Source organism: Enterococcus sp. DIV0213h (genome assembly GCF_051711285.1).
Taxonomy (GTDB): Bacteria; Bacillota; Bacilli; order Lactobacillales; family Enterococcaceae; genus Enterococcus_D; species Enterococcus_D casseliflavus.
Map to the genome: position 1 here is coordinate 1,729,336 of NZ_JBIOMH010000001.1, position 20,449 is coordinate 1,749,784.

Sequence of the window (20,449 nt, forward strand, 5' to 3'; positions counted from 1 at the left end):
ATACAAGGAGGCTTTTTGAATGGCTAACTATCGAGATCGCCGAGTGGCGCAAGAAATCTTAAAAGAAGTCAATCAAATTCTTCGTAAAAAAGTTCGTGATCCTCGCGTGCAAGATGTGACGATCACAGATGTACGAGTAACTGGAGATTTGCAGCAAGCAACGATCTTTTACAGCACCTTGACGGACTTGGCTTCAGATAAGCAAAAAGCCCAAGCAGGACTGGAAAAAGCAACTGGGTTGGTTCGTCGTGAACTAGGCCAAGCGCTAACGCTCTACAAAGTTCCAGAAATCCAATTCGAGTTGGATGAATCTGTACAATACGGGAATAAAATTGATGAAATGATTCGCGCATTGCACTCAGAAGAATAAAAAAAAGAACAGCTTCCAGTCGAAGCTGTTCTTTTTTATTTGGAAAAAGCATCAGGAATTCATCAGTAAAGTAACCAGTCCAGCAACACCTGCCCCTAAGAGCCAACCACCGATCACATCTGTTAAAAAATGGATCCCTAAGTAGACTCTGCTAAAGCCAATCATAAAGCTAAGCAAAATTGCCAGTAAGGTCATCGGGATGACAGCTGAGGGAACCAATTGTCCAAGATTCAAGGCGATCGTTCCATACATGGCAGCGGATGTGGCAGCATGAGCACTAGGAAAGCTGTGATCTTTTTCTTCAACTAAACGATGATCAATAGGACGATCTCGTCGGACGATTCGTTTGATCAAGTAAGCAGCTGCTGATACTATGAAGATACTGACTGCTGTTTTTGGTGCAAGATCCGCCCGCGATGATGGAAAGGCAAACAACAGTAAAGCGATCGCAACTGTCGGAAAGGCTTTTCCTAAATTGGTAAAAAAGTGCATCATGCGCGTCAAAGAGGGCGTACGGCTTTGGATGATCTGCAAAGCAAACGCTTCTTCCCAACGCTGCATCGTGCCGAGCTGAATCATGATCAAAAAAATGGCAAATCCAATAAATGACCCTATCGTTAAAACAACCATTTTAGGACCTCCTTATATGCTTAGTTTATCATGTAATGAGAAAGAGCGAAAAGGATTTTGTCGTGCAATGAATTTTTTTTATATGTTATAATAAGCAAGTTGAAGTGAAATGGAGGAATACGATGGACGGGATTTTACCATTATGGAAAGAGCGTGGACAAACAAGTCACGACTGCGTGTTTAAATTACGAAAAATATTAAAGACAAAAAAAATCGGACACAGCGGCACACTAGATCCTGACGTGGATGGTGTCTTGCCCATTTGTATCGGAAAAGGAACGAAGATCGTCGAATACTTGGTTGATTCTGGAAAAGTCTACACCGGGGAAATCACTTTGGGCTTCAGTACCACTACAGAAGATCGGTCGGGGGATATCGTTGAACAACAAGCACTAACTCGTCCGTTTACGAAGGAAGAGATCGATCAGGCAATGAAACAGTTGACGGGGACGATTACCCAGATCCCGCCGATGTATTCGGCGGTCAAAGTCAATGGCAAACGACTTTACGAATATGCTCGTAACAATGAAACTGTCGAGCGGCCACAGCGCAAAGCAGAAATTTATTCCTTTGAACGAATTTCAGAGCCGATTATTCATGAGGACAATACGCAAAGCTGGCGTTTTGAAGTTGCTTGTGGAAAAGGGACTTATGTTCGCACGTTAGCGGTCGACACAGGGAAATTGCTGGGTGTACCCGCGCATATGTCTGATTTGACTCGCCTAAAAAGCGGTGGTTTTTCAAAAGAACAATCCTACACGATTGCAGAGGTTCAAAAGGCAGTCGATGAACAACGTGTTTCGGAACTACTACTACCTTTAGAATACGGGGTATCAGAATTTCTTCAAGTGACGATCGATGCAGACCTCTGGCAGAAAGTAAAAAATGGCATGCGTTTGCCCTTCAGCGCGTTTGGATTACCAAAGCGCCCAGAGGAATTAGTGGCGATTTTTTATCGAGAACAATTGATCAGTATCTATAAAGCTCATGACAAATACCAGGATATGATGAAACCGGTAAAAGTCATCCGTACAGAAATAGGAGAATGAATATGGAAATCATTGAAATAAGACACCCTTATGATCACGCAGCGATTCCTGAGGAGGAGATCGTCTTAGTTTTAGGCTTTTTCGATGGCGTGCATTTAGGTCATCAAAAAGTCATTGAAACAGGACGAAAGATTGCAGAGGAGAAAGGGTTAAAATTGGCGTTGATGACCTTTAATCAGCATCCCTCGATCGTTTTTCAAAAGGTTGATCCTGAAAAAATGCAATACCTGACCAGTTTGCCGCAAAAAGAAGCGCACATGGAACAACTTGGGGTAGATATTCTTTATATCATTGAATTTACTTCTGCTTTTGCAAATTTGGCACCGCAAGTATTTGTAGATGAATACATGATCGGACTGCATGCAAAAGTTGTTGTTGCAGGTTTTGACTATACCTATGGCAAGAAAGAGATAGCCAACATGGCGCTTTTGCCAACCTATGCAGAAGGACGTTTTGAAGTCGTGACTGTCGCGCAAGAATCGTTTCATGAGGAAAAGGTCAGCTCCACACGCATTCGCTCTGCACTACAAAATGGTGATATGGCGCAAGTCAATCGCTTGTTAGGGTATATTTATGAATTTGAAGGAACCGTCGTTCACGGTGATGCTAGAGGACGAGAACTTGGGTTTCCAACCGCAAATATCAAAGTGAAGAGCACCGTTCGGTTGCCAAAAGAAGGCGTCTATGTGACGGAAATCAAAGTTGGTGACAAGTGGTATCCATCGATGGGATCGATTGGTCACAATGATACGTTTGGTCAAGGTCGCCAGTTAACAGTAGAGATTTATATTCTCGATTTTCACCAAGATATCTATGGTGAAACCGTGGCGATCCGTTGGCATCATTTCTTACGTGATCAAGTCGCTTTCAATGGCGCACAAGCGTTGATCGAGCAATTAAAGCAAGATGAACGAGACACTGAAGCTTATTTTGATGGGCTTTCTGAAGAAAACTAGTCATTCGTAGTGAAAAGAAGCGTTTCTGGCTTCTTTTCACTTTTTCTTTTTCTCTCTTTTTATAACGTAGTTTATTTGAATTCTAATGCTTTCCCCATGAGGAAAAAACGTTTTTTCGATATACTAAAAAATAGGCTAAAATGATAATTTATGCAGTACGCTGCAAAGGGAAAGGGAGAGAAAAAGTGACAATTGGAAAAAAAGCGAAAAAGGGGAAAGAAAAGAAAGATTTAACCAAAATGAAAACGCCGCATACGTATGTCATCATTTTTGGGGTCGTGCTGTTGGCATGGTTGCTGACTTTCTTAGTTCCTGCTGGGAAATTTAGTACACAAGAAATCGAGTATACCGATGCAAATGGGGACATAAGTACCAGAACGGTCTTGATGCAAGATTCGTTTCGTTATGCCTACCCGTTAGATAACGAATACGTCTATCAACAGTTGAATCAATTGGAAGACGATCCACAAGAGCTGGAAGAATTAGATGTCGATCCTGAGGCTTTAGCAGCTGTTCTAGCTGAAGGGCCTAAAGAGTTGTCCCAGAGTCAATTAGATGAGGTCGGGCTAACGGATGACACCCTTTACAGCCTTTATGGCGAAAAGATTTATGATACTTCAGAAAAACTGCATAAAACAGCCAAGGTTTGGGGAACCGATGACTTTGGCGGTTTCGGCTTTTTAAATTTTGTTTTTGAAGGGTTGGTTTCTGGCGACAAATACGGCTCAGCAGTAGGGATTGCAGCACTGATTTTAGTGGTCGGTGGTGCATTTGGTATTATCATGCAAACGGGAGCGATCGATGCGGGGATCTTTGCATTTATCAGCAAAACCCGTGGATTAGAACGTTTGGCATTGCCGCTGTTGTTCTTTGCTTTTTCATTTGGTGGTGCTACTTTTGGGATGGCAGAAGAAGTCATTCCGTTTTCGATGGTCATGGTGCCTTTCGTGATCGCATTAGGGTATGACTCGATCGTGGCGGTCACTGTCACCTATGTCGCCTCCCAGATTGGGAATGCCACCTCGTGGATGAGTCCATTTAGTGTGGCAGTGGCTCAAGGGATCGCAGGTATTCCCGTTCTTTCAGGCGCAACGTTCCGAATCATCATGTGGGTCGTGGTTACCGCATTATCCGCAGGATACCTCATGATCTATGCCGAAAGAATTCGCAAGAATCCTGAGAAATCGCTCACGTATCAATCAGATGCGTATTTTCGAAATCATCTTGAAAAAACCTCCAGTGAGCAAAAACCATTTTTATTAGGTCATAAATTGATCTTGGTTGAAATGCTGGCGGTCTTGATCTGGATCGTATGGGGTGTGACACAAAAAGGCTATTATATTCCCGAGATCGCTTCTCAATTCTTTGTTATGGGCTTAGGGGCAGGAATCATAGCGGTTCTTTTCAAATTAGAAAATATGGGCTTGAATGATGTGGCGAGTGCCTTTCAATCAGGGGCCTCAGAATTAGCGGGAACTGCAATCGTTGTAGGGATGGCCAAAGGGATTCTTCTGGTTCTCGGCGGTTCTGATGCCAACGTGCCGTCAGCCTTGAATACGATTTTGCACAGCATCGGTGGTTTGTTAAGCAATGTTCCAGCATTTATTGGGGCATGGTTCATGTACATTTTCCAAAGCTTCTTCAATTTGATCGTGACCTCCAATTCAGGTCAGGCTGCATTGACCATGCCGATCATGGCGCCATTAGCTGATCTTTTAGGTGTTTCAAGACAGATCGCTGTATTGGCTTATCAATTAGGCTCAGGCTTCATGGATGCCTTCACTCCAGTATCGGCAAGTCTGATCGGTGTGCTAGGTGTCGCAAGAATCGAATGGGTGAAATGGGCGAAATTCCAGATCAAAATGCAAGGGTTCTTATTTGTATTAGGAACGATCTTCATCTTTATTGCAGTCGCGATCGGCTTGCAATAAGAAGCAATCAGACACGAGGAGGAAGCACTCATGAAGGTGATACGACAAGCGGAGGTTTATGCGCCTGACTATTTAGGAAAAAAAGATATTCTTTTAAGCGAAGACAAGATTATTGCTATTGAAGATTCGATCGAAGGAGGATTCTCAGGGGTTCCTCTTGAAGAAATCGATGGCACAGGGTTACTTGCTGTTCCCGGATTTATTGACTGCCACTTTCATATCTTAGGAGGTGGCGGGGAAGGCGGCTTTCAGAACCGGACACCAGAAGTGAAATTGTCTCAGCTGACCTCTGCGGGGGTAACGACAGTGGTTGGGTGTTTGGGTACTGACGGAGTAGGCAGAGATATGACTGCCTTGATCAGTAAGGCCCGTGGACTAGAGGCAGAAGGCATCACGACGTACTTGTATGCCGGTTCTTATCGATTGCCATTGACTCCGGTCACCGATTCTATCATTCAAGATTTTTTGACTATTGACAAAATCATTGGTATCGGTGAAATTGCCGTTTCTGACCATCGTTCTTCACAACCGAGTTTCGAAGAATTTACCCGCGCGGTGGCGGATGCCCGTGTTGGTGGGATGCTTTCTGGAAAAGCAGGCATCGTAAACGTCCACTTAGGTGGAGGAAAGAGAAAATATGAGCTGCTTTTACGAACCATCGAAGAAACAGAGATTCCAATCAGCCAATTTTTACCGACACATGCCAATCGGACCAGCGAGCTTTTCGAAGCAAGTATTGCTTTTGCAAAAATGGGTGGAACGATTGATTTTACAGCGAGTGAGGATCCTGATTTCTGGGAAAAAGAAGACGATGAGGTTCGCTTCAGTAAAGGATTGAAGCGTTTGTTAGCAGAAGGGATCGGGCTGGATCAATTTACCATGACCTCTGATGGGCAAGGCAGCCTCCCGTACTTTGATGAAAACAATCAATTCATAGGTCTGGGTGTCGGTAGTTCGCGAGCCTTGATGGTAGGCATTAAAGAAGCAGTCCAAAAAGAGCAGATTCCATTGGAGATCGCCATTCGAGCAATCACTTCTAATCCAGCGAAAGTATTGAAGCTTGATCAAAAGGGACGTCTTGCAGCAGGGATGGATGCTGATATTTGCTTGCTGAACAAAGAAACATTAGTAGTAGAAACGGTTCTAGCGAAAGGCAGAACGATGGTAGAAAAACAAGAAGTGAAAGTGTGGGGTACCTTTGAGCAACTAACGTAAGAAGATTCCAGCTTTGACAAACTAAGAAACGGTTGTTTTTCTAAACAGAGTTTTAGAACAAAATAAGCAGCCCGATCCATGACCAGCATTTACTGGACTTGATCGGACTGCTTTTTTCAATTAAACGTAAGCATTCTTAAGCTTGCAACGCATCCAATTTCTTCATGTCTTCTTCAGAAATTTCAAAGTCAACTTTGGCATTGTCAGCAATGTATTCTTCATGAACGGATTTTGGCAATGGCAGAATGTCTTTTTGTAGCAAGTAACGAATTGAAAGTTGTGGAATAGATTTTCCATAAGCTTCCGCAATCGTCTTCACTGCATCGTTATCGAGCAAACGACCGGTGGCGATTGGAGAATAGCCTTCCACTAAAATTTCGTGGTCTTTACAAAATGCCAATAACTCTTCATTTGTGCGTCCAATATGGTAAACAAACTGGTTGACCATCGGTTTCACATCGCAATGATCAAAAATATTCTGTAAATCTTTTTGATCGAAGTTGGAAACACCAATTGATTTTACTTTCCCACTTAAGTAGGCTTCTTCTAGTGCTTTCCAAACATCGATGTTTTCAAGATAAAAATCTTTGTTTTCTGGATTGTTTCCCATGATTTTCCAAGGACGAGGAGCGTGGATCAAAATCAAATCGATATACCCTAAGTCAAGTTTTTTTAGAGAAGCATCAATGCTATCAACCGCTTCTTGATAGGTCTTCAACTCAGCAGGTACTTTCGTGGTAACAAAAATTTCTTCGCGGGCAACGCCTGAATCGCGCACAGCTTTCCCAACCGCTTCTTCGTTTTTGTAAGCTGCCGCTGTATCGACATGTCGATAACCGTTTTGAATGGCAAATTTTGTGGCGTTGTAAGCATCTTCTGGAGAAGATTGCCAGGTTCCAAGGCCAATCTTAGGAATCGTCAGTTTGTTCTGCAAGGTAAATGTTTCTTGTAATATCACGTATCTCAACCTACTTTCATCGCTTTTTTTTGTTACATCTTCCATTATAAAACGTTTTCTTGTTTGAAACAAATCAGACGCTGAAACTTTTTCGGTAAATTGACTTTCAAAAGGATCTTTGATACATTATCAGCAACCTAAACGCAGAAAGATGTGGAAAAAATGGATTTTGTAAAAGAAGATTTTGCCTATTATCGGCGCTCTTTTGAGTTGATGTATCGCAGTTATTTCCGTAGAAGAATGATTGCCCTTGGTGTGGCGATTTTGATTATCTTAGGTTATTTATTTTTGTTACAAGAAAGTTTGCTTTTAAATATCATCTTGTTAGGTATTTTGCTAGGGATGATGGCGTGGCTAGTTTCACTTTCTCAGAAGGCGAGTGAGGTCGTACGTGCTTTTGAAGAAGAAAATCAGGTGCCGCAAATTCATCAACTGACAGAATTCGAGGATCATTATGCGTTCCCAATGAACGATGGAACAACGATGCGCGTGAAGAAAAACGGCAATCGCAATTTCCCTTCCAATAATAAGCAGTACACGTTGATGGCAGGCTATAAAAAAGTTTTCTTTGTGCAACAACCCTTGATGATTTTTTACTATGACCTCTTGGAAATGAAGTATGATGAAGCGTATCGTTTGAAACGAAATCGCCAAAACGGGTTCAATCGTTGGTCGCGTTATTTCAGCTTTCGCTCCTTTAAAGGATCGATCGGCAATGTTTTTCAATTCTTGCTGGGAAATATTTTCTTCTTATTTATTGCGTATCGGTTGATCCGCTATCTGATCGATATTTTGCTGCACATTCTATAACGGTCGCCAAGGGGATGATTCTCATCGTTTTCATAGACTGGTGAAAAAGATGATAGGACTTAATTTTTTAAAAAAGGTATACTTAAGTCAGATAAGACAAGCAATTGTCTTTCAAGAATAAGAGTCCTGCTCTTGTTAAGTAAGCCGTCAGCAACAGCTTATCTATTGTGGCGCTAACAGTTTGGGGGAAGTGTTAGTTCTTGTAACAAACAGATTTTTTTCTGGGTGGGATAAGAACAAAAGCGGTATTTTACCGTACTTAATAAGAGTAGTGCTCTTAATTTTTGCTATGACTATTTGAAGACATCACTTCTTGGAAGTGGTGTTTTTTTTTGCCCAAAATAGTCCAAGTGATAGGAGAATTCTAAGAACTATGCTACAATGAGTGCCGATGCTCTCAGCGATGGGAGTAAAAAGAAGGTAGAGGAGAATCACTTAGGAATGCCTGAAGGTCAAACAATAAACGATCCATCTACAAAAAGCGCGCAAAATATTTCTGCGTATATACATATACCATTCTGTGAACATATCTGCTATTACTGTGACTTCAACAAAGTGTTTTTAGAAGGGCAGCCAGTGGATGAGTACATCGAAGCGTTACTAAAAGAAATTGAGCTGACCCTCTTGCGTCAGCCTATCAATGAGGCGGAAACAATTTATATCGGCGGCGGGACGCCAACGTCGCTTTCGGCGAACCAGCTGGATCGATTGCTTTCAGGTGTGCATGAATTGCTGCCGACCCACACAACCAAAGAGTTTACCGTGGAAGCAAATCCTGGTGATTTGAGTGAAGAAAAAATGCTGGTTTTGAAAAACCATCAAGTCACTCGCTTGTCGATGGGGGTCCAAACCTTTGATAATCGCTTGCTTAAAAAAATTGGCCGCAAGCATACCGCTGAAGATGTTTATTCAACCATTCAGCTGCTGGAAAAACATGATTTTCAGAATGTGACGATCGATTTGATTTATGCACTTCCGGGACAAAGCATAGAAAGCTTCCGTGATACACTGACGCGAGCGATTGATCTCGGGTTGCCTCACTATGCGATGTATTCCTTGATTTTAGAAAACAAAACCATGTTTATGAACTGGGTTCGCCAAGGGAGAATGGCGCTGCCTTCTCAAGAAGCTGAAACGCAGATGTTTGATGAGGCGATCGCCGCGATGACAAAAGCTGGCTTGAATCAATATGAAATCAGTAATTTTGCACGACCAGGGTATGAGTCCTTGCATAATCTAGTGTATTGGAACAATGAACATTATTTTGGCTTTGGGGCAGGCGCCAGCGGGTATCTTGGACAGACCCGCTACAAGAACAAAGGTCCAATCCAGCATTATTTGAAACCATTACAGGAAAATCAATTGCCAATCCATGAAACCGAAGAATTGACAACCAGTAATCAAATGGAAGAGGAACTGTTTTTAGGCCTTCGTAAAAAGGCTGGCATTTCAAAAATACGCTTTGCAGAAAAATTCGGGAAGTCTTTTCAGGAAATCTATGGTTCAACTAGCGAACAGTTGATTCAAAAAGGCTGGTTGGCTAGTCAAGGTGATCGTGTCTTTTTAACGAAAGCTGGGATGTTCATTGGCAACGAAGTGTTTGAAGCATTTCTCTTGGATGGAGAAAAATAAGAAAGAACAAGGAAGAGAAGTAGCCATTTCGCGCTGCTTCTTTTTTTGATTTCTTTTTTTAGCACTCTCTTAGAAAGAGTGCTAAAAAAGTGATGCAAATACTTGACATTCCTAGCAAATATGGTATATTTATAATCGTGTTAGCACTTAATAGGAATGAGTGCTAACGGAGGAGTGGATAAAATGTTGACACCTAGACAACAAATGATTTTACACCTCATCATCCAAAACTATACGAATACTGGTCAGCCCACGGGCTCGAAGCGATTGATGGAAGATGGGGTTGAAGCTAGCTCTGCCACCATTCGTAATGAGATGAAGGCGCTGGAAGAAGCTGGACTTCTGTTAAAGACACATTCATCTTCAGGGCGTGTGCCATCAATAAAAGGGTATCGCTATTACGTTGATCACTTATTGAAGCCATCTGAAGTTGACCAAAACGAAATTCAAACCATTCGTCATTCTTTTGGAAAAGATTTTCATGAAATCAATGAAATCATCCAGCAGTCTGCCACGATCTTGTCCAACTTGACTAGCTATACAGCGTTATCTCTCGGACCAGATATGAAGGAAAGGAAATTGACGGGCTTTCGAATCGTCCCTTTGAATGCACGACAGATCATCGCGATCATCGTGACGGATAAAGGAAATGTCGAAAATCAAGTCTTTACTCTTCCTGAATCGATGAGCAGCGAAGATTTGGAAAAAATGGTAAGGATCATCAACGACAAATTGATCGGTGAACCTCTAATGACGGTCTACCATCGATTAAGAACCGAGATTCCTATGATTCTGCATAAGTATTTTCAAACGACTGACGGAATCGTTGATCTCTTTGATACGATGCTGAGCCATATTTTTGAAGAAAAAATCTTCGTCGGCGGGCGAATGAATCTTCTGGATTTTGAACCGACGCAAGATGTTAGTCAGTTCAAATCGATGTATTCATTTATGAAAAACGCAGATCAGCTGACACAGCTGCTGGCGCCAAGAGATTCTGCGATTCAAATCAGAATCGGCTCTGAGCTTGGCAACGACTTGTTACAAAATATGAGTTTGATCCAAGCCAGCTATGAAATCGAAGGTCATGGACAAGGAACGATCGCTTTATTAGGTCCATCAAGTATGCCGTATTCACGGATGTTTGGATTGATGGAAGTTTTTCGAGGCGAGTTAGCAAAAAAATTGGCCGATTATTATCGCGCATTAGACGCTGCCAATGAATAAGCGGCAATGAAACAAATCGTAGAAGGGATGGTTGAAACGTGACGGAAAAAGAAGAGCGTTTAGATGAAGAATTAGATAAAACTGCTGAAGAAACCGCAGAAACAACTGAATCTTCAAATGAATCAACTGAAACTGAAGCACAGACTCCTCAACCAGAGGAAGAAGCAGTGGAAAAAAGCGAATTGGAACTTTTGCAAGAAAAGAATAACGAATTGGAAGATCAATTCCTGCGTGCTCGTGCAGAGATCGCAAATATCACTTCACGTAACCGCAACGAGCGGGAACTTTTACAAAAATACCGCTCGCAAGATCTTGGCAAAAAACTGTTGCCAGCAATCGACAATTTGGAACGAGCGATGGCAGCAGATGTCGATCAAGACCAAGCTGCGAATTTGAAAAAAGGCGTTGAAATGGTTCTTGAAAGTCTGCGTCAAGCCTTAAAAGAAGAGGGAATCGAAGAGATTCCTGCTGAAGGTGCAATGTTCGATCCGAACTTGCATCAAGCGGTGCAGACTGTACCTGCCTCTGATGAAACACCGGCAGACACAATCGTTACTGTCTTGCAAAAAGGGTATAAATTGCATGATCGTGTCTTGCGTGCAAGCATGGTCATCGTTGCACAATAGTTCTTTCTATCTATAAGTAGATGTTTAAATTAAAAAAGGGAGTGTATTACTTATGAGTAAAATTATCGGTATCGACTTAGGAACAACAAACTCAGCTGTTGCTGTCCTTGAAGGCGGCGAAGCAAAAATCATTACGAATCCAGAAGGAAACCGTACCACACCTTCTGTTGTCTCATTCAAAAACGGTGAGATCCAAGTAGGGGAAGTTGCAAAACGCCAAGCAGTAACAAACCCGAATACGATTTCTTCTATTAAACGCCATATGGGTGAAGCTGGATACAAAGTAGAAGTTGAAGGCAAATCCTATACACCACAAGAAGTTTCCGCAATGGTTCTTCAATACATCAAAGGATTTGCTGAAGACTATTTAGGTGAGAAAGTTGAAAAAGCAGTCATTACTGTTCCTGCATACTTCAACGATGCACAACGTCAAGCAACCAAAGATGCTGGTAAAATTGCCGGTCTTGAAGTAGAACGGATCGTCAACGAACCAACTGCCGCAGCTTTAGCTTATGGGTTAGATAAAACAGATAAAGATGAAAAAATCCTAGTCTTTGACTTAGGTGGCGGTACTTTTGACGTATCGATCCTTGAATTAGGGGATGGCGTCTTTGACGTATTATCAACTGCTGGGGACAACAACCTAGGTGGGGATGACTTTGATAACAAAATCATCGATCACATGGTAGCAGAATTCAAAAAAGAAAACGGCATTGATCTTGGAAAAGATAAAATGGCCTTGCAACGTTTGAAAGATGCTGCTGAAAAAGCAAAAAAAGACTTGTCAGGTGTAACAAGTACTCAAATCAGCTTGCCATTTATCACAGCTGGTGATGCTGGTCCATTGCACTTGGAAATGACCTTGACTCGTGCGAAATTCGATGAATTGACCGCAGACCTAGTCGAACGGACAAAAATTCCAGTACGCCAAGCTTTGAAAGATGCTGGCTTATCACAATCAGAAATCGATGAAGTCATCTTAGTTGGTGGTTCAACACGTATTCCAGCAGTAGTTGATGCTGTTCGTAAAGAAACCAATAAAGAACCAAACAAATCAGTAAACCCAGATGAAGTGGTAGCGATGGGTGCTGCGATCCAAGGTGGCGTGATCACAGGTGATGTGAAAGATGTCGTCTTACTAGACGTTACACCATTATCATTAGGTATCGAAACAATGGGTGCCGTCTTCACAAAACTGATCGATCGTAACACAACGATCCCTACAAGTAAATCACAAGTCTTCTCAACTGCAGCAGACAATCAACCAGCCGTTGATATCCATGTCCTGCAAGGGGAACGCCCAATGGCAGCTGACAACAAAACATTAGGTAGATTCCAATTGACGGATATTCCACCAGCACCTCGTGGCATCCCTCAAATCGAAGTAACATTTGATATCGATAAAAATGGGATCGTCAATGTTTCTGCAAAAGATTTAGGTACACAAAAAGAACAAAAAATCACGATCAAATCATCTTCAGGTTTATCAGATGAAGAAATCGAACGCATGGTAAAAGATGCTGAAGCAAACGCTGAAGCCGACAAACAACGCAAAGAAGAAGTTGATCTACGCAATGACGTCGATGCTTTGTTGTTCACTGTTGATAAAACATTGAAAGAGCTTGAAGGCAAAGTGGATGCAGACGAAGTCAAAAAAGCGGAAGAAGCTCGTGATGAGTTGAAAGCTGCACTTGAAGCAAACAACTTAGAAGAAATGAAAACGAAACGTGATGCTTTGAATGAAATCGTACAAAACTTAACTGTTAAATTATACGAACAAGCAGCACAACAACAAGCACAAGAAAATCCAGAAGCTGCACAAGGCGGCGCAGACGATGTGGTTGACGCCGACTTTGAAGAAGTAGACGGTGACGATAAATAATCGCTGTTTGTGAAAAAGCCAAAGTCACCGCTTTGGCTTTTTCTTATGAATTTGCGAAACGTATTTTTCTAGAGCGAATTATATGCTAAAATACGAGAGACGCAAGAATATAGTGGAGGGAAGCCAATGGCAGACAAAAGAGATTATTATGAGGTCTTAGGTCTACAAAAAGGGGCTTCGGATGACGAAATCAAAAAAGCTTATCGTAAGCTTTCAAAACAATATCATCCAGACATCAATAAAGAACCTGATGCAGAAGCAAAGTTTAAAGAGATTTCTGAGGCCTATGAAATATTAAGTGATTCCCAAAAAAGAGCTGCTTATGACCAGTATGGTCATGCTGGTACCGATCCGAACTACGGAGGCGGTTATGGCGGTGGATTCGGCGGCTTTAACAGTGGCGGATTCTCCGGTGGCGGTTTTGGTGGATTTGAAGACATTTTCGAATCGTTTTTCGGTGGTGGAGGCGGCAGAGCAGCCAATCCTAATGCACCTCGACAAGGAGCGGACTTGCAATATGCGGTTGATCTTTCCTTTGAAGAAGCGATTTTCGGAGTGGAAAAAACTGTTCAATACAATCGTGAAGAAACCTGTCATACCTGCGGTGGGAACGGGGCAAAACCAGGTACTTCACCAGAAACCTGTCATAAATGTCATGGTGCAGGTACCATCAATGTTGAACGTCAAACACCGCTTGGTCGTGTGATGAGCCGTCAAACCTGTGATGTTTGTCATGGAACTGGGAAAGAAATCAAAGAACCATGTACAACATGTCATGGTACTGGCCATGAAAAGAAAAAACATAGTGTGAAAGTCAACGTACCTGCAGGTGTCGAAGATGGACAACAAATGCGCTTGTCTGGTCAAGGAGAAGCTGGCACCAATGGTGGTCCTTATGGTGATCTGTACGTTGTTTTCCGAGTGGAAGAAAGTGATATTTTTGACCGTGATGGGTCGGAAATTTATTACGAACTGCCGTTAAACTTTGTCCAAGCTGCTTTAGGCGACGAAGTCAATGTACCAACGGTTCATGGGAATGTGAAATTAAAAATTCCAGCTGGTACGCAAACAGGCACAAACTTCCGCTTACGCGGTAAGGGAGCCCCTCGCTTACGGGGAGGCGGCAATGGCGATCAACAGGTCAAAGTGAAGCTGATCACACCTAAGAACTTAAATGAGGAACAAAAAGAGGCATTGCGGGCTTATGCAAAAGCCAGTGGCCATGAAACGAACGAACAACAACCAGAAGGATTTTTTGATAAAATGAAAGATGCTTTTGGTGGGAAAAAGAAATAACCATGAAAAAATCCAACTCATGCCCTTATAAAACCATCCGTTTTATAAGGGCATGAGTGTTTGTATGGCTATAAATGTGCAGTATGGGCAAGAATCGAATCTTCTTTGCCATCTTTTTTTCTTTTCCTTTGAAATCGCTTGCTTAGTGTGTCACAATAAAAGTAGACCAATTAAAGGAGGAGATACAATGGAAAGAATATTTGCGAGTCCGTCACGATACGTTCAAGGAAAAGGGGTCTTGAAGCATGGGTTATCCCATATCAAAGATTTAGGAAAGAAAGTGCTTCTTTTGACCGATGAAACTGTTTGGAAAATTGCCGGTGAAGAACTATTTGAGAACCTGAAAGCAGCCGAGTTAGAACCGGTAAAAGAAATTTTTGGTGGAGAAGCTTCTGCAAATGAAATCGATCGTATCGTCTCTAAAGCCAAAAGTGAATCAATCGAAGTGATTGCCGCATTAGGTGGTGGGAAAGCCATCGATACTGGGAAAGCTGTTGCGGATGAATTGAAAATACCGATTGCTGTTTTGCCAACGATTGCCTCCACTGATGCACCAACTTCGGCACTTTCTGTTATTTATACTGATGAAGGTCGTTTTGAAAAGTATCGTTTTTATAACAAAAATCCTGAACTTGTCTTAGTGGATACCGCTGTGATTGCCAAAGCGCCTGCCAAATTGCTAGCCGCTGGTATTGCGGATGCACTCGCAACCTATGTCGAGGCACGTGCTGTTGCTCGAAGCCATAGTAAAAATATGGTCGGCGGAGTGCAACCAATTGCCAGCATGGCGATCGCTGAAAAATGCGAAGAGATCCTTTTTGAGAATGCCTTAAAAGCCTATCAAGCGAATAAAAAACAAGTCGTTACCGAAGCTTTTGAACAAATCGTGGAAGCCAACACTTTGCTTAGTGGATTAGGCTTTGAAAGTGCAGGTCTGGCAGCAGCTCATGCGATTCATAATGGCTTGACAGCCCTTGAAGGAGACGTTCATGATCTGACCCATGGTGAGAAGGTTGCTTACGGAACACTCACTCAATTGATGCTGGAAAATGCAGATCCTGAAGAGCTCGACCAATATATAGAATTGTATCAGGCATTAGAATTACCGACGACATTATCCGACATGCATCTTGCGGAAGCCAGCGATGCAGACCTATTAAAAATTGGCGAGCAAGCAACCATCGAAGGGGAAACGATCCACAATATGCCATTTCCGGTTTCTGCAGAAGATGTTGCAGCAGCGATCAAAGCCGTGGATGCCTATGTGAGTGCTTACTATCCTCTATGATGTTATTTTATTAAAGATCATCAATGTGTGCTCGGTGATTTCAAAAAACGTTTGACAATAAAAAAGAGTCGTGCTATTTTGATAACAAGCAAATTAAAGGAGGGAACAAGACATGACAAACGTCAACACACAAACTACCTGTTGTTGTTGTATGGTGCAAAAAGCAGCATACCGATTTGTCATGCCTATTATTAGTTCCTTTGTCGCAGAAGATCGCTGAAGTTTCTTTAGTGATTCACTTCTATCCGGATAAGACGACATTTTTTTGGGGTACTGATGTAATAGTCAGTACCCCTTTTTGTTTGCTGTTTTTTACCGCTTTCATTGGCGACGGCTGATGATTGCAAATGAAAATGAGTACATGAAGCATACGAGTTGTGCCAAACAAAGTTGAGCGAGGAGTCAAGCGATGATCGTTAATAATATAAAAGCATTGATTGGGCACACCCCATTCTTTGAATTTGATGCCGCAGCATTTGGCGGCAAAAAGGGAAGTACCATCTATGCGAAACTTGAGTATTTAAATCCTGGTGGAAGTATCAAGGACCGCTTAGGAAAGTATTTGATCGATGAAGCGTTTCGCGAGCATGTGATCGATCATGAGACAACCGTTATCGAACCGACAGCGGGAAATACTGGAATTGGTTTAGCTTTAGCTGGGATCGAGTATGGCTTAAAAATGATTTTTGTCATTCCTGAAAAATTTAGCCTTGAAAAGCAGCAACTGATTGAAGCGTTGGGCGGGACCATCGTTCATACGCCCACTGAAGTAGGCATTCAAGGGGCGGTTGAAAAAGCAAAGGAAATAGCAAAACAGCTGCCAAATAGTTTTATGCCAATGCAATTTCACAATCAAAACAATCCTGCAGCCTACCAAGCAACCTTAGGCCCAGAGATCTTTCAGGAGTTATCTGGAAAAATCGACAGCTTTGTTGCTGGAGCTGGCAGCGGGGGGACCTTCGCGGGTGTCGCAACATACTTAAAAAAGCAAAAATCAAGCACTCGACTTGCTGTCGTTGAACCAGAAGGATCGATCTTAAATGGCGGGCCTGCCCATGGACATGAGATTGAAGGGATCGGTGTTGAGTTCATTCCACAATTTTTTGACGATTTGCTTATTGATCAAATTTATACGATCAGTGATGCGGAAGGCTTTGCTTTTACTCGTTACTTGGCAAGAAACTATGGTTTGCTTGTTGGAAGTTCAAGTGGAGCGGCGATGGCAGCAGCAGTAAAAGAAAGCCTCGAATTACCAACTGGAAGCTCGATCGTTACCGTCTTTCCAGATGGAGGCGATCGCTATCTATCAAAACAGATTTATGCGGGTGAATCAGCAATCACCCCATTCATAGGAGGAGTAAACCATGCATTTTAATACAAAAGTAATCCACGGCGGTATCAGCGAAGACGAAATGACTGGTGCTGTTAGTGTGCCAATTTACCAAACATCAACCTATCGGCAAAATGCTCTTGGTCAGCCAAAGCAATATGAATACAGTCGTTCAGGCAATCCAACTCGATTTGCCTTAGAAGAATTGATTGCGGATCTGGAAGAAGGCGCCCAAGGGTTTGCTTTTGCCTCTGGATTAGCAGCCACCCATGCGGTCTTCTCGCTGTTTCAGACTGGAGACCATGTCATTTTAGGGGATGATGTATATGGCGGGACGTTTCGTTTGCTCCATCAAGTATTAGAAAAAAGCGGATTGTCTTATACACTTGTCAAAACAAATGAGCTAGCTGCCGTTGAAGCAGCCATCCTTCCAGAAACCAAAGCGATCTTTCTGGAAACGCCGACTAATCCATTATTGAAGATCACGGACATCGCAATCGTTGCCCAACTAGCTAAAAAACAGGACATTTTGACGATCGTGGATAATACCTTTGCGACCCCTTACTTTCAAAAGCCGCTACAATTAGGCGCAGATATTGTGATTCACAGTGCTACCAAGTATCTCGGTGGACACAGTGATGTAGTAGCTGGGTTAGCGGTTGCCAAAGAGCCGCAAATCGCCAAAAGAATTGCTTTTTTTCAAAACGCCATTGGTGGTGTATTGGGGCCTCATGATAGCTGGTTGATCCAACGAAGCATCAAAACACTTGCTTTGCGGATGGAAGCACATCAAAACAACGCGATGAGAATTGCCCACTACTTACAAGCACATCCAGCTGTCGCAAAGGTTTATTATCCAGGATTGATTGCCCATGAAGGACATGAGATCGCCAAATCACAGATGTCTGGGTATAGCGGTATGATATCTTTTGAACTAAACGATGAATCGAAAACAGCAGAATTTGTTGAATCATTAAAGATTTTTACTTTAGCAGAAAGCTTAGGTGGCGTGGAAAGCTTGGTAGAAGTGCCAGCCGTGATGACCCATGCCTCGATCCCTAAAGAAATTCGTGAGCAATCTGGGATCAAAGATGGCTTGATTCGGTTGTCTCTCGGCATCGAAGACGGTGAGGATCTGCAGGAAGATTTAGAGCAAGCGTTTGAAAAGGCAGGTAGCTAGTGATGGGGAGAGAGTTTATTCCAATTTTTTCTGACTGGGCAGCTGAGTACGATGAAACAGTTGCAGGTAAGGATGAAGAATATCGAGCGGTTTTTTTCAAATATGAACAGTTACTCGCTGAAATAGCTGAAAAAGCAGGGCAGTCTGTGGTAGAATTTGGTAGTGGAACTGGAAATCTAACACAAGCTCTGCTTGATCAAGGAAAAAACGTGCTGGCAATCGAGCCATCGCCAGAGATGCGGCGAATCGCCAAGTCAAAACCCAGTCTTTCTAAAGTGACTTTTGTAGATGGTGATATGGAGGTTTTTCCTGAGATCACGGATGTGATTGATACGATCGTTTCTACCTATGTTTTTCATCATCTTACGGAGGACGAAAAACAACGGGCAATCGGCAAATATGCTGCGATGCTGCCCAAAGGCGGGAAAGTGCTTTTCGGGGATACGATGTTTCTTTCTCTAGCCCACAAAATGGAACGAATCGATGAAGCACGGCAAGCTGGTCACCAGCGACTAGCCGCTGATCTGCAAAGAGAGTACTATCCAGTCACAGCGGATATCGAACGATACTTTCGTCAGCATGGGTTTATCAGTCGTTTTAAGCAGATCAATGAGTATGTTTGGCTTGTGGAAGCACAAAAAGAGTAGGAGAGAAGTACAATGAAAATGAATGTTGAAAGCTTTAATTTGGATCATACGAAAGTCAAAGCACCTTATGTACGGGTTGCCGATAAAAAACAAGGAACGAATGATACCATCATCAAATATGATGTCCGTTTGAAGCAGCCGAACCAAGCGCATATGGATATGGCAAGTCTGCACTCGCTAGAACATTTGACGGCAGAATTGATTCGTAATCATGCGGATTATATCGTGGACTGGTCGCCAATGGGCTGCCAAACCGGCTTTTATTTGACTGTCTTGAATCATGACGATTATGAAGAGATTTTGACCGTCCTAGAAAAAACCATGAAGGACGTTTTGCAAGCAACTGAAGTACCTGCCAGCAATGAAGTGCAATGCGGTTGGGCGGCGAACCATACCTTAGAGGGTGCGCAAAAATTAGCGCAAGAATTTCTTGATGAACGTGACAATTGGTCGACCGTTTTTGCCTAAATAAAAATAGAAGTAGAAAAAAGGTGCCTGCGTTTGGATTCGCAGACGCCTTTTTTGTTAAACCCGCAAAGAGACGGGGATTCACTATTTTTTTGTTTATGGTTCTACTGCTTGGACGGTGATGCCGACTCCGTTTGGATTATAGGTATGACTAATGTAAAACTCAAATCCTTTATGAACAAAGAAAAGTCTCCGAATGGCGCTAACGTCTCTGATGTGAGCATCTAAACCATACTGTTCGATCAATGTCTCTTTGATCTCCTCAATATCATCCTCTTTCCCGAATTGTGAGAAATCAATACCGAAAAATTCTGGGACATCAACCAATGTGATTCTAGATAAATGTTCATTTCCCGCGTTATCGGAGTCAAAATCAAAGCTGATTTTGGACAGTTTGTCCCTTGAACCTAAAGGAACTCTTTTTGTCTCGAGAGCGCTGCTGTCAGCCATCGTTGATAACAAATCAATGGCTGAATCAGGCAAACGAGTGGTTACTTTTCTTACTTCATCAACCATTGCTCCTTGATCGGGAGAAAAAACTTTTCTAGTCTCTTCCGTGACGATCACATTTTCGCGGCGCCGCTTTCGGTTAATGGCACTGCGCTCTTGATTTACCCGATCACTACGTTTGATGAGAGCGAGGCCAAGATCGCTGATAGATTCAGGGGAAGGTCTTTCTTCCAGTAAAGCAGTTAAGTAATCGATCTCTAAAAACTGCTCGTAGGCTGCTGCTGGCTGATTTTCGCTGTAGAAGAGGACAGCTCCGAGTAAAAAACAACTAATGCCCAAACAAAGAAAAAGACTTCTTCTGCGATGCTCCCGGATTTTTTTCATAGGACGATTCAGTTTCATTTTATCCTTCAACTCCTAAGTTTTTTAGACGACTCATGATAATAGAGGTGTTTGAATTTCATGACGCATTTTGCCAATCTTAGTTACGAGAGGTCGCTTAAT

At 42.5% G+C, this 20,449-nt stretch carries 19 protein-coding genes; 16 read left to right on the forward strand and 3 right to left on the reverse strand.

Annotated features, from left to right (window positions below; genetic code table 11):
* Nucleotides 1-19 precede the first annotated feature (19 nt).
* Nucleotides 20-370 carry a 30S ribosome-binding factor RbfA gene (gene rbfA, locus IGI77_RS07840; RefSeq protein ID WP_005225925.1) on the forward strand — a complete coding sequence of 117 codons (351 nt, stop codon included), beginning with the start codon at nucleotides 20-22 and terminating at the stop codon, nucleotides 368-370.
* A 51-nt stretch (nucleotides 371-421) separates the two neighbouring features.
* Here rbfA and IGI77_RS07845 read toward each other — a convergent pair whose 3' ends face one another.
* On the reverse strand, nucleotides 422-1,000 hold the full coding sequence (locus tag IGI77_RS07845) for a phosphatase PAP2 family protein (protein WP_015509588.1): 579 nt from the start codon (nucleotides 998-1,000) through the stop codon (nucleotides 422-424).
* A gap of 122 nt (nucleotides 1,001-1,122) precedes the next feature.
* Between IGI77_RS07845 and truB the strand changes: the two genes are divergently transcribed.
* From truB to iadA, 4 genes are all read left to right on the forward strand, one after another.
* On the forward strand, nucleotides 1,123-2,049 hold the full coding sequence (gene truB / locus IGI77_RS07850; RefSeq protein WP_074536424.1) for a tRNA pseudouridine(55) synthase TruB: 927 nt from the start codon (nucleotides 1,123-1,125) through the stop codon (nucleotides 2,047-2,049).
* A gap of 2 nt (nucleotides 2,050-2,051) precedes the next feature.
* A complete protein-coding gene (gene ribF / locus IGI77_RS07855) occupies nucleotides 2,052-3,005 on the forward strand; it encodes a riboflavin biosynthesis protein RibF (RefSeq protein WP_015509590.1) in 954 nt (317 codons plus the stop codon).
* 239 nt (nucleotides 3,006-3,244) lie between these two features.
* Nucleotides 3,245-4,936: a putative basic amino acid antiporter YfcC gene (gene yfcC, locus IGI77_RS07860; RefSeq protein ID WP_170927566.1), complete on the forward strand. Its 1,692-nt coding sequence runs from the start codon at nucleotides 3,245-3,247 to the stop codon at nucleotides 4,934-4,936.
* A 30-nt stretch (nucleotides 4,937-4,966) separates the two neighbouring features.
* Complete coding sequence (gene iadA / locus IGI77_RS07865) at nucleotides 4,967-6,151, forward strand: beta-aspartyl-peptidase (RefSeq protein WP_438769818.1); 1,185 nt, start codon at nucleotides 4,967-4,969, stop codon at nucleotides 6,149-6,151.
* 136 nt (nucleotides 6,152-6,287) lie between these two features.
* On the opposite strand, the gene IGI77_RS07870 is transcribed toward iadA, so the two are convergent.
* Nucleotides 6,288-7,154, reverse strand: coding sequence for an aldo/keto reductase (locus IGI77_RS07870; protein WP_074536422.1), 867 nt, complete (start codon nucleotides 7,152-7,154; stop codon nucleotides 6,288-6,290).
* A 117-nt stretch (nucleotides 7,155-7,271) separates the two neighbouring features.
* Here IGI77_RS07870 and IGI77_RS07875 point away from each other — a divergent pair, with 117 nt between their 5' ends.
* The 11 genes from IGI77_RS07875 to IGI77_RS07925 all read left to right on the forward strand — a co-directional run bounded on the left by IGI77_RS07875 (nucleotide 7,272) and on the right by IGI77_RS07925 (nucleotide 19,495).
* Nucleotides 7,272-7,919, forward strand: coding sequence for a hypothetical protein (locus IGI77_RS07875; RefSeq protein ID WP_015509594.1), 648 nt, complete (start codon nucleotides 7,272-7,274; stop codon nucleotides 7,917-7,919).
* Between the two features lie 441 nt (nucleotides 7,920-8,360).
* The gene (gene hemW, locus IGI77_RS07880; protein ID WP_086295222.1) at nucleotides 8,361-9,551 is read left to right on the forward strand and encodes a radical SAM family heme chaperone HemW; all 1,191 of its coding nucleotides are present in this window, start codon (nucleotides 8,361-8,363) and stop codon (nucleotides 9,549-9,551) included.
* Between the two features lie 183 nt (nucleotides 9,552-9,734).
* Nucleotides 9,735-10,778 (forward strand): heat-inducible transcriptional repressor HrcA, encoded by a 1,044-nt coding sequence (gene hrcA / locus IGI77_RS07885; protein ID WP_005225934.1) that lies wholly within the window; start codon nucleotides 9,735-9,737, stop codon nucleotides 10,776-10,778.
* Nucleotides 10,779-10,816: 38 nt separating this feature from the next.
* Nucleotides 10,817-11,404, forward strand: a complete 588-nt coding sequence (gene grpE, locus IGI77_RS07890) for a nucleotide exchange factor GrpE (RefSeq protein WP_005225935.1) — start codon at nucleotides 10,817-10,819, stop codon at nucleotides 11,402-11,404.
* A gap of 52 nt (nucleotides 11,405-11,456) precedes the next feature.
* On the forward strand, nucleotides 11,457-13,286 hold the full coding sequence (dnaK, locus tag IGI77_RS07895; protein WP_005225936.1) for a molecular chaperone DnaK: 1,830 nt from the start codon (nucleotides 11,457-11,459) through the stop codon (nucleotides 13,284-13,286).
* A 126-nt stretch (nucleotides 13,287-13,412) separates the two neighbouring features.
* Nucleotides 13,413-14,582 carry a molecular chaperone DnaJ gene (gene dnaJ, locus IGI77_RS07900; protein ID WP_005225937.1) on the forward strand — a complete coding sequence of 390 codons (1,170 nt, stop codon included), beginning with the start codon at nucleotides 13,413-13,415 and terminating at the stop codon, nucleotides 14,580-14,582.
* 187 nt (nucleotides 14,583-14,769) lie between these two features.
* Nucleotides 14,770-15,870 carry a glycerol dehydrogenase gene (locus IGI77_RS07905; RefSeq protein ID WP_034857973.1) on the forward strand — a complete coding sequence of 367 codons (1,101 nt, stop codon included), beginning with the start codon at nucleotides 14,770-14,772 and terminating at the stop codon, nucleotides 15,868-15,870.
* A gap of 409 nt (nucleotides 15,871-16,279) precedes the next feature.
* A complete protein-coding gene (locus IGI77_RS07910) occupies nucleotides 16,280-17,245 on the forward strand; it encodes a PLP-dependent cysteine synthase family protein (RefSeq protein ID WP_438769819.1) in 966 nt (321 codons plus the stop codon).
* The gene (locus tag IGI77_RS07915) at nucleotides 17,235-18,380 is read left to right on the forward strand and encodes a cystathionine gamma-synthase (protein ID WP_438769820.1); all 1,146 of its coding nucleotides are present in this window, start codon (nucleotides 17,235-17,237) and stop codon (nucleotides 18,378-18,380) included. The genes IGI77_RS07910 and IGI77_RS07915 overlap by 11 nt, the downstream gene beginning before the upstream one ends.
* 2 nt (nucleotides 18,381-18,382) lie before the next feature.
* Nucleotides 18,383-19,027, forward strand: a complete 645-nt coding sequence (locus tag IGI77_RS07920) for a class I SAM-dependent methyltransferase (protein WP_413156430.1) — start codon at nucleotides 18,383-18,385, stop codon at nucleotides 19,025-19,027.
* A 12-nt stretch (nucleotides 19,028-19,039) separates the two neighbouring features.
* Nucleotides 19,040-19,495 (forward strand): S-ribosylhomocysteine lyase, encoded by a 456-nt coding sequence (locus IGI77_RS07925; protein ID WP_008382180.1) that lies wholly within the window; start codon nucleotides 19,040-19,042, stop codon nucleotides 19,493-19,495.
* A 96-nt stretch (nucleotides 19,496-19,591) separates the two neighbouring features.
* Here the strand turns inward: IGI77_RS07925 and IGI77_RS07930 are convergent, their stop codons facing one another.
* Nucleotides 19,592-20,347, reverse strand: coding sequence for a Tat pathway signal sequence domain protein (locus tag IGI77_RS07930; protein ID WP_434232418.1), 756 nt, complete (start codon nucleotides 20,345-20,347; stop codon nucleotides 19,592-19,594).
* Nucleotides 20,348-20,449: the final 102 nt, after the last annotated feature.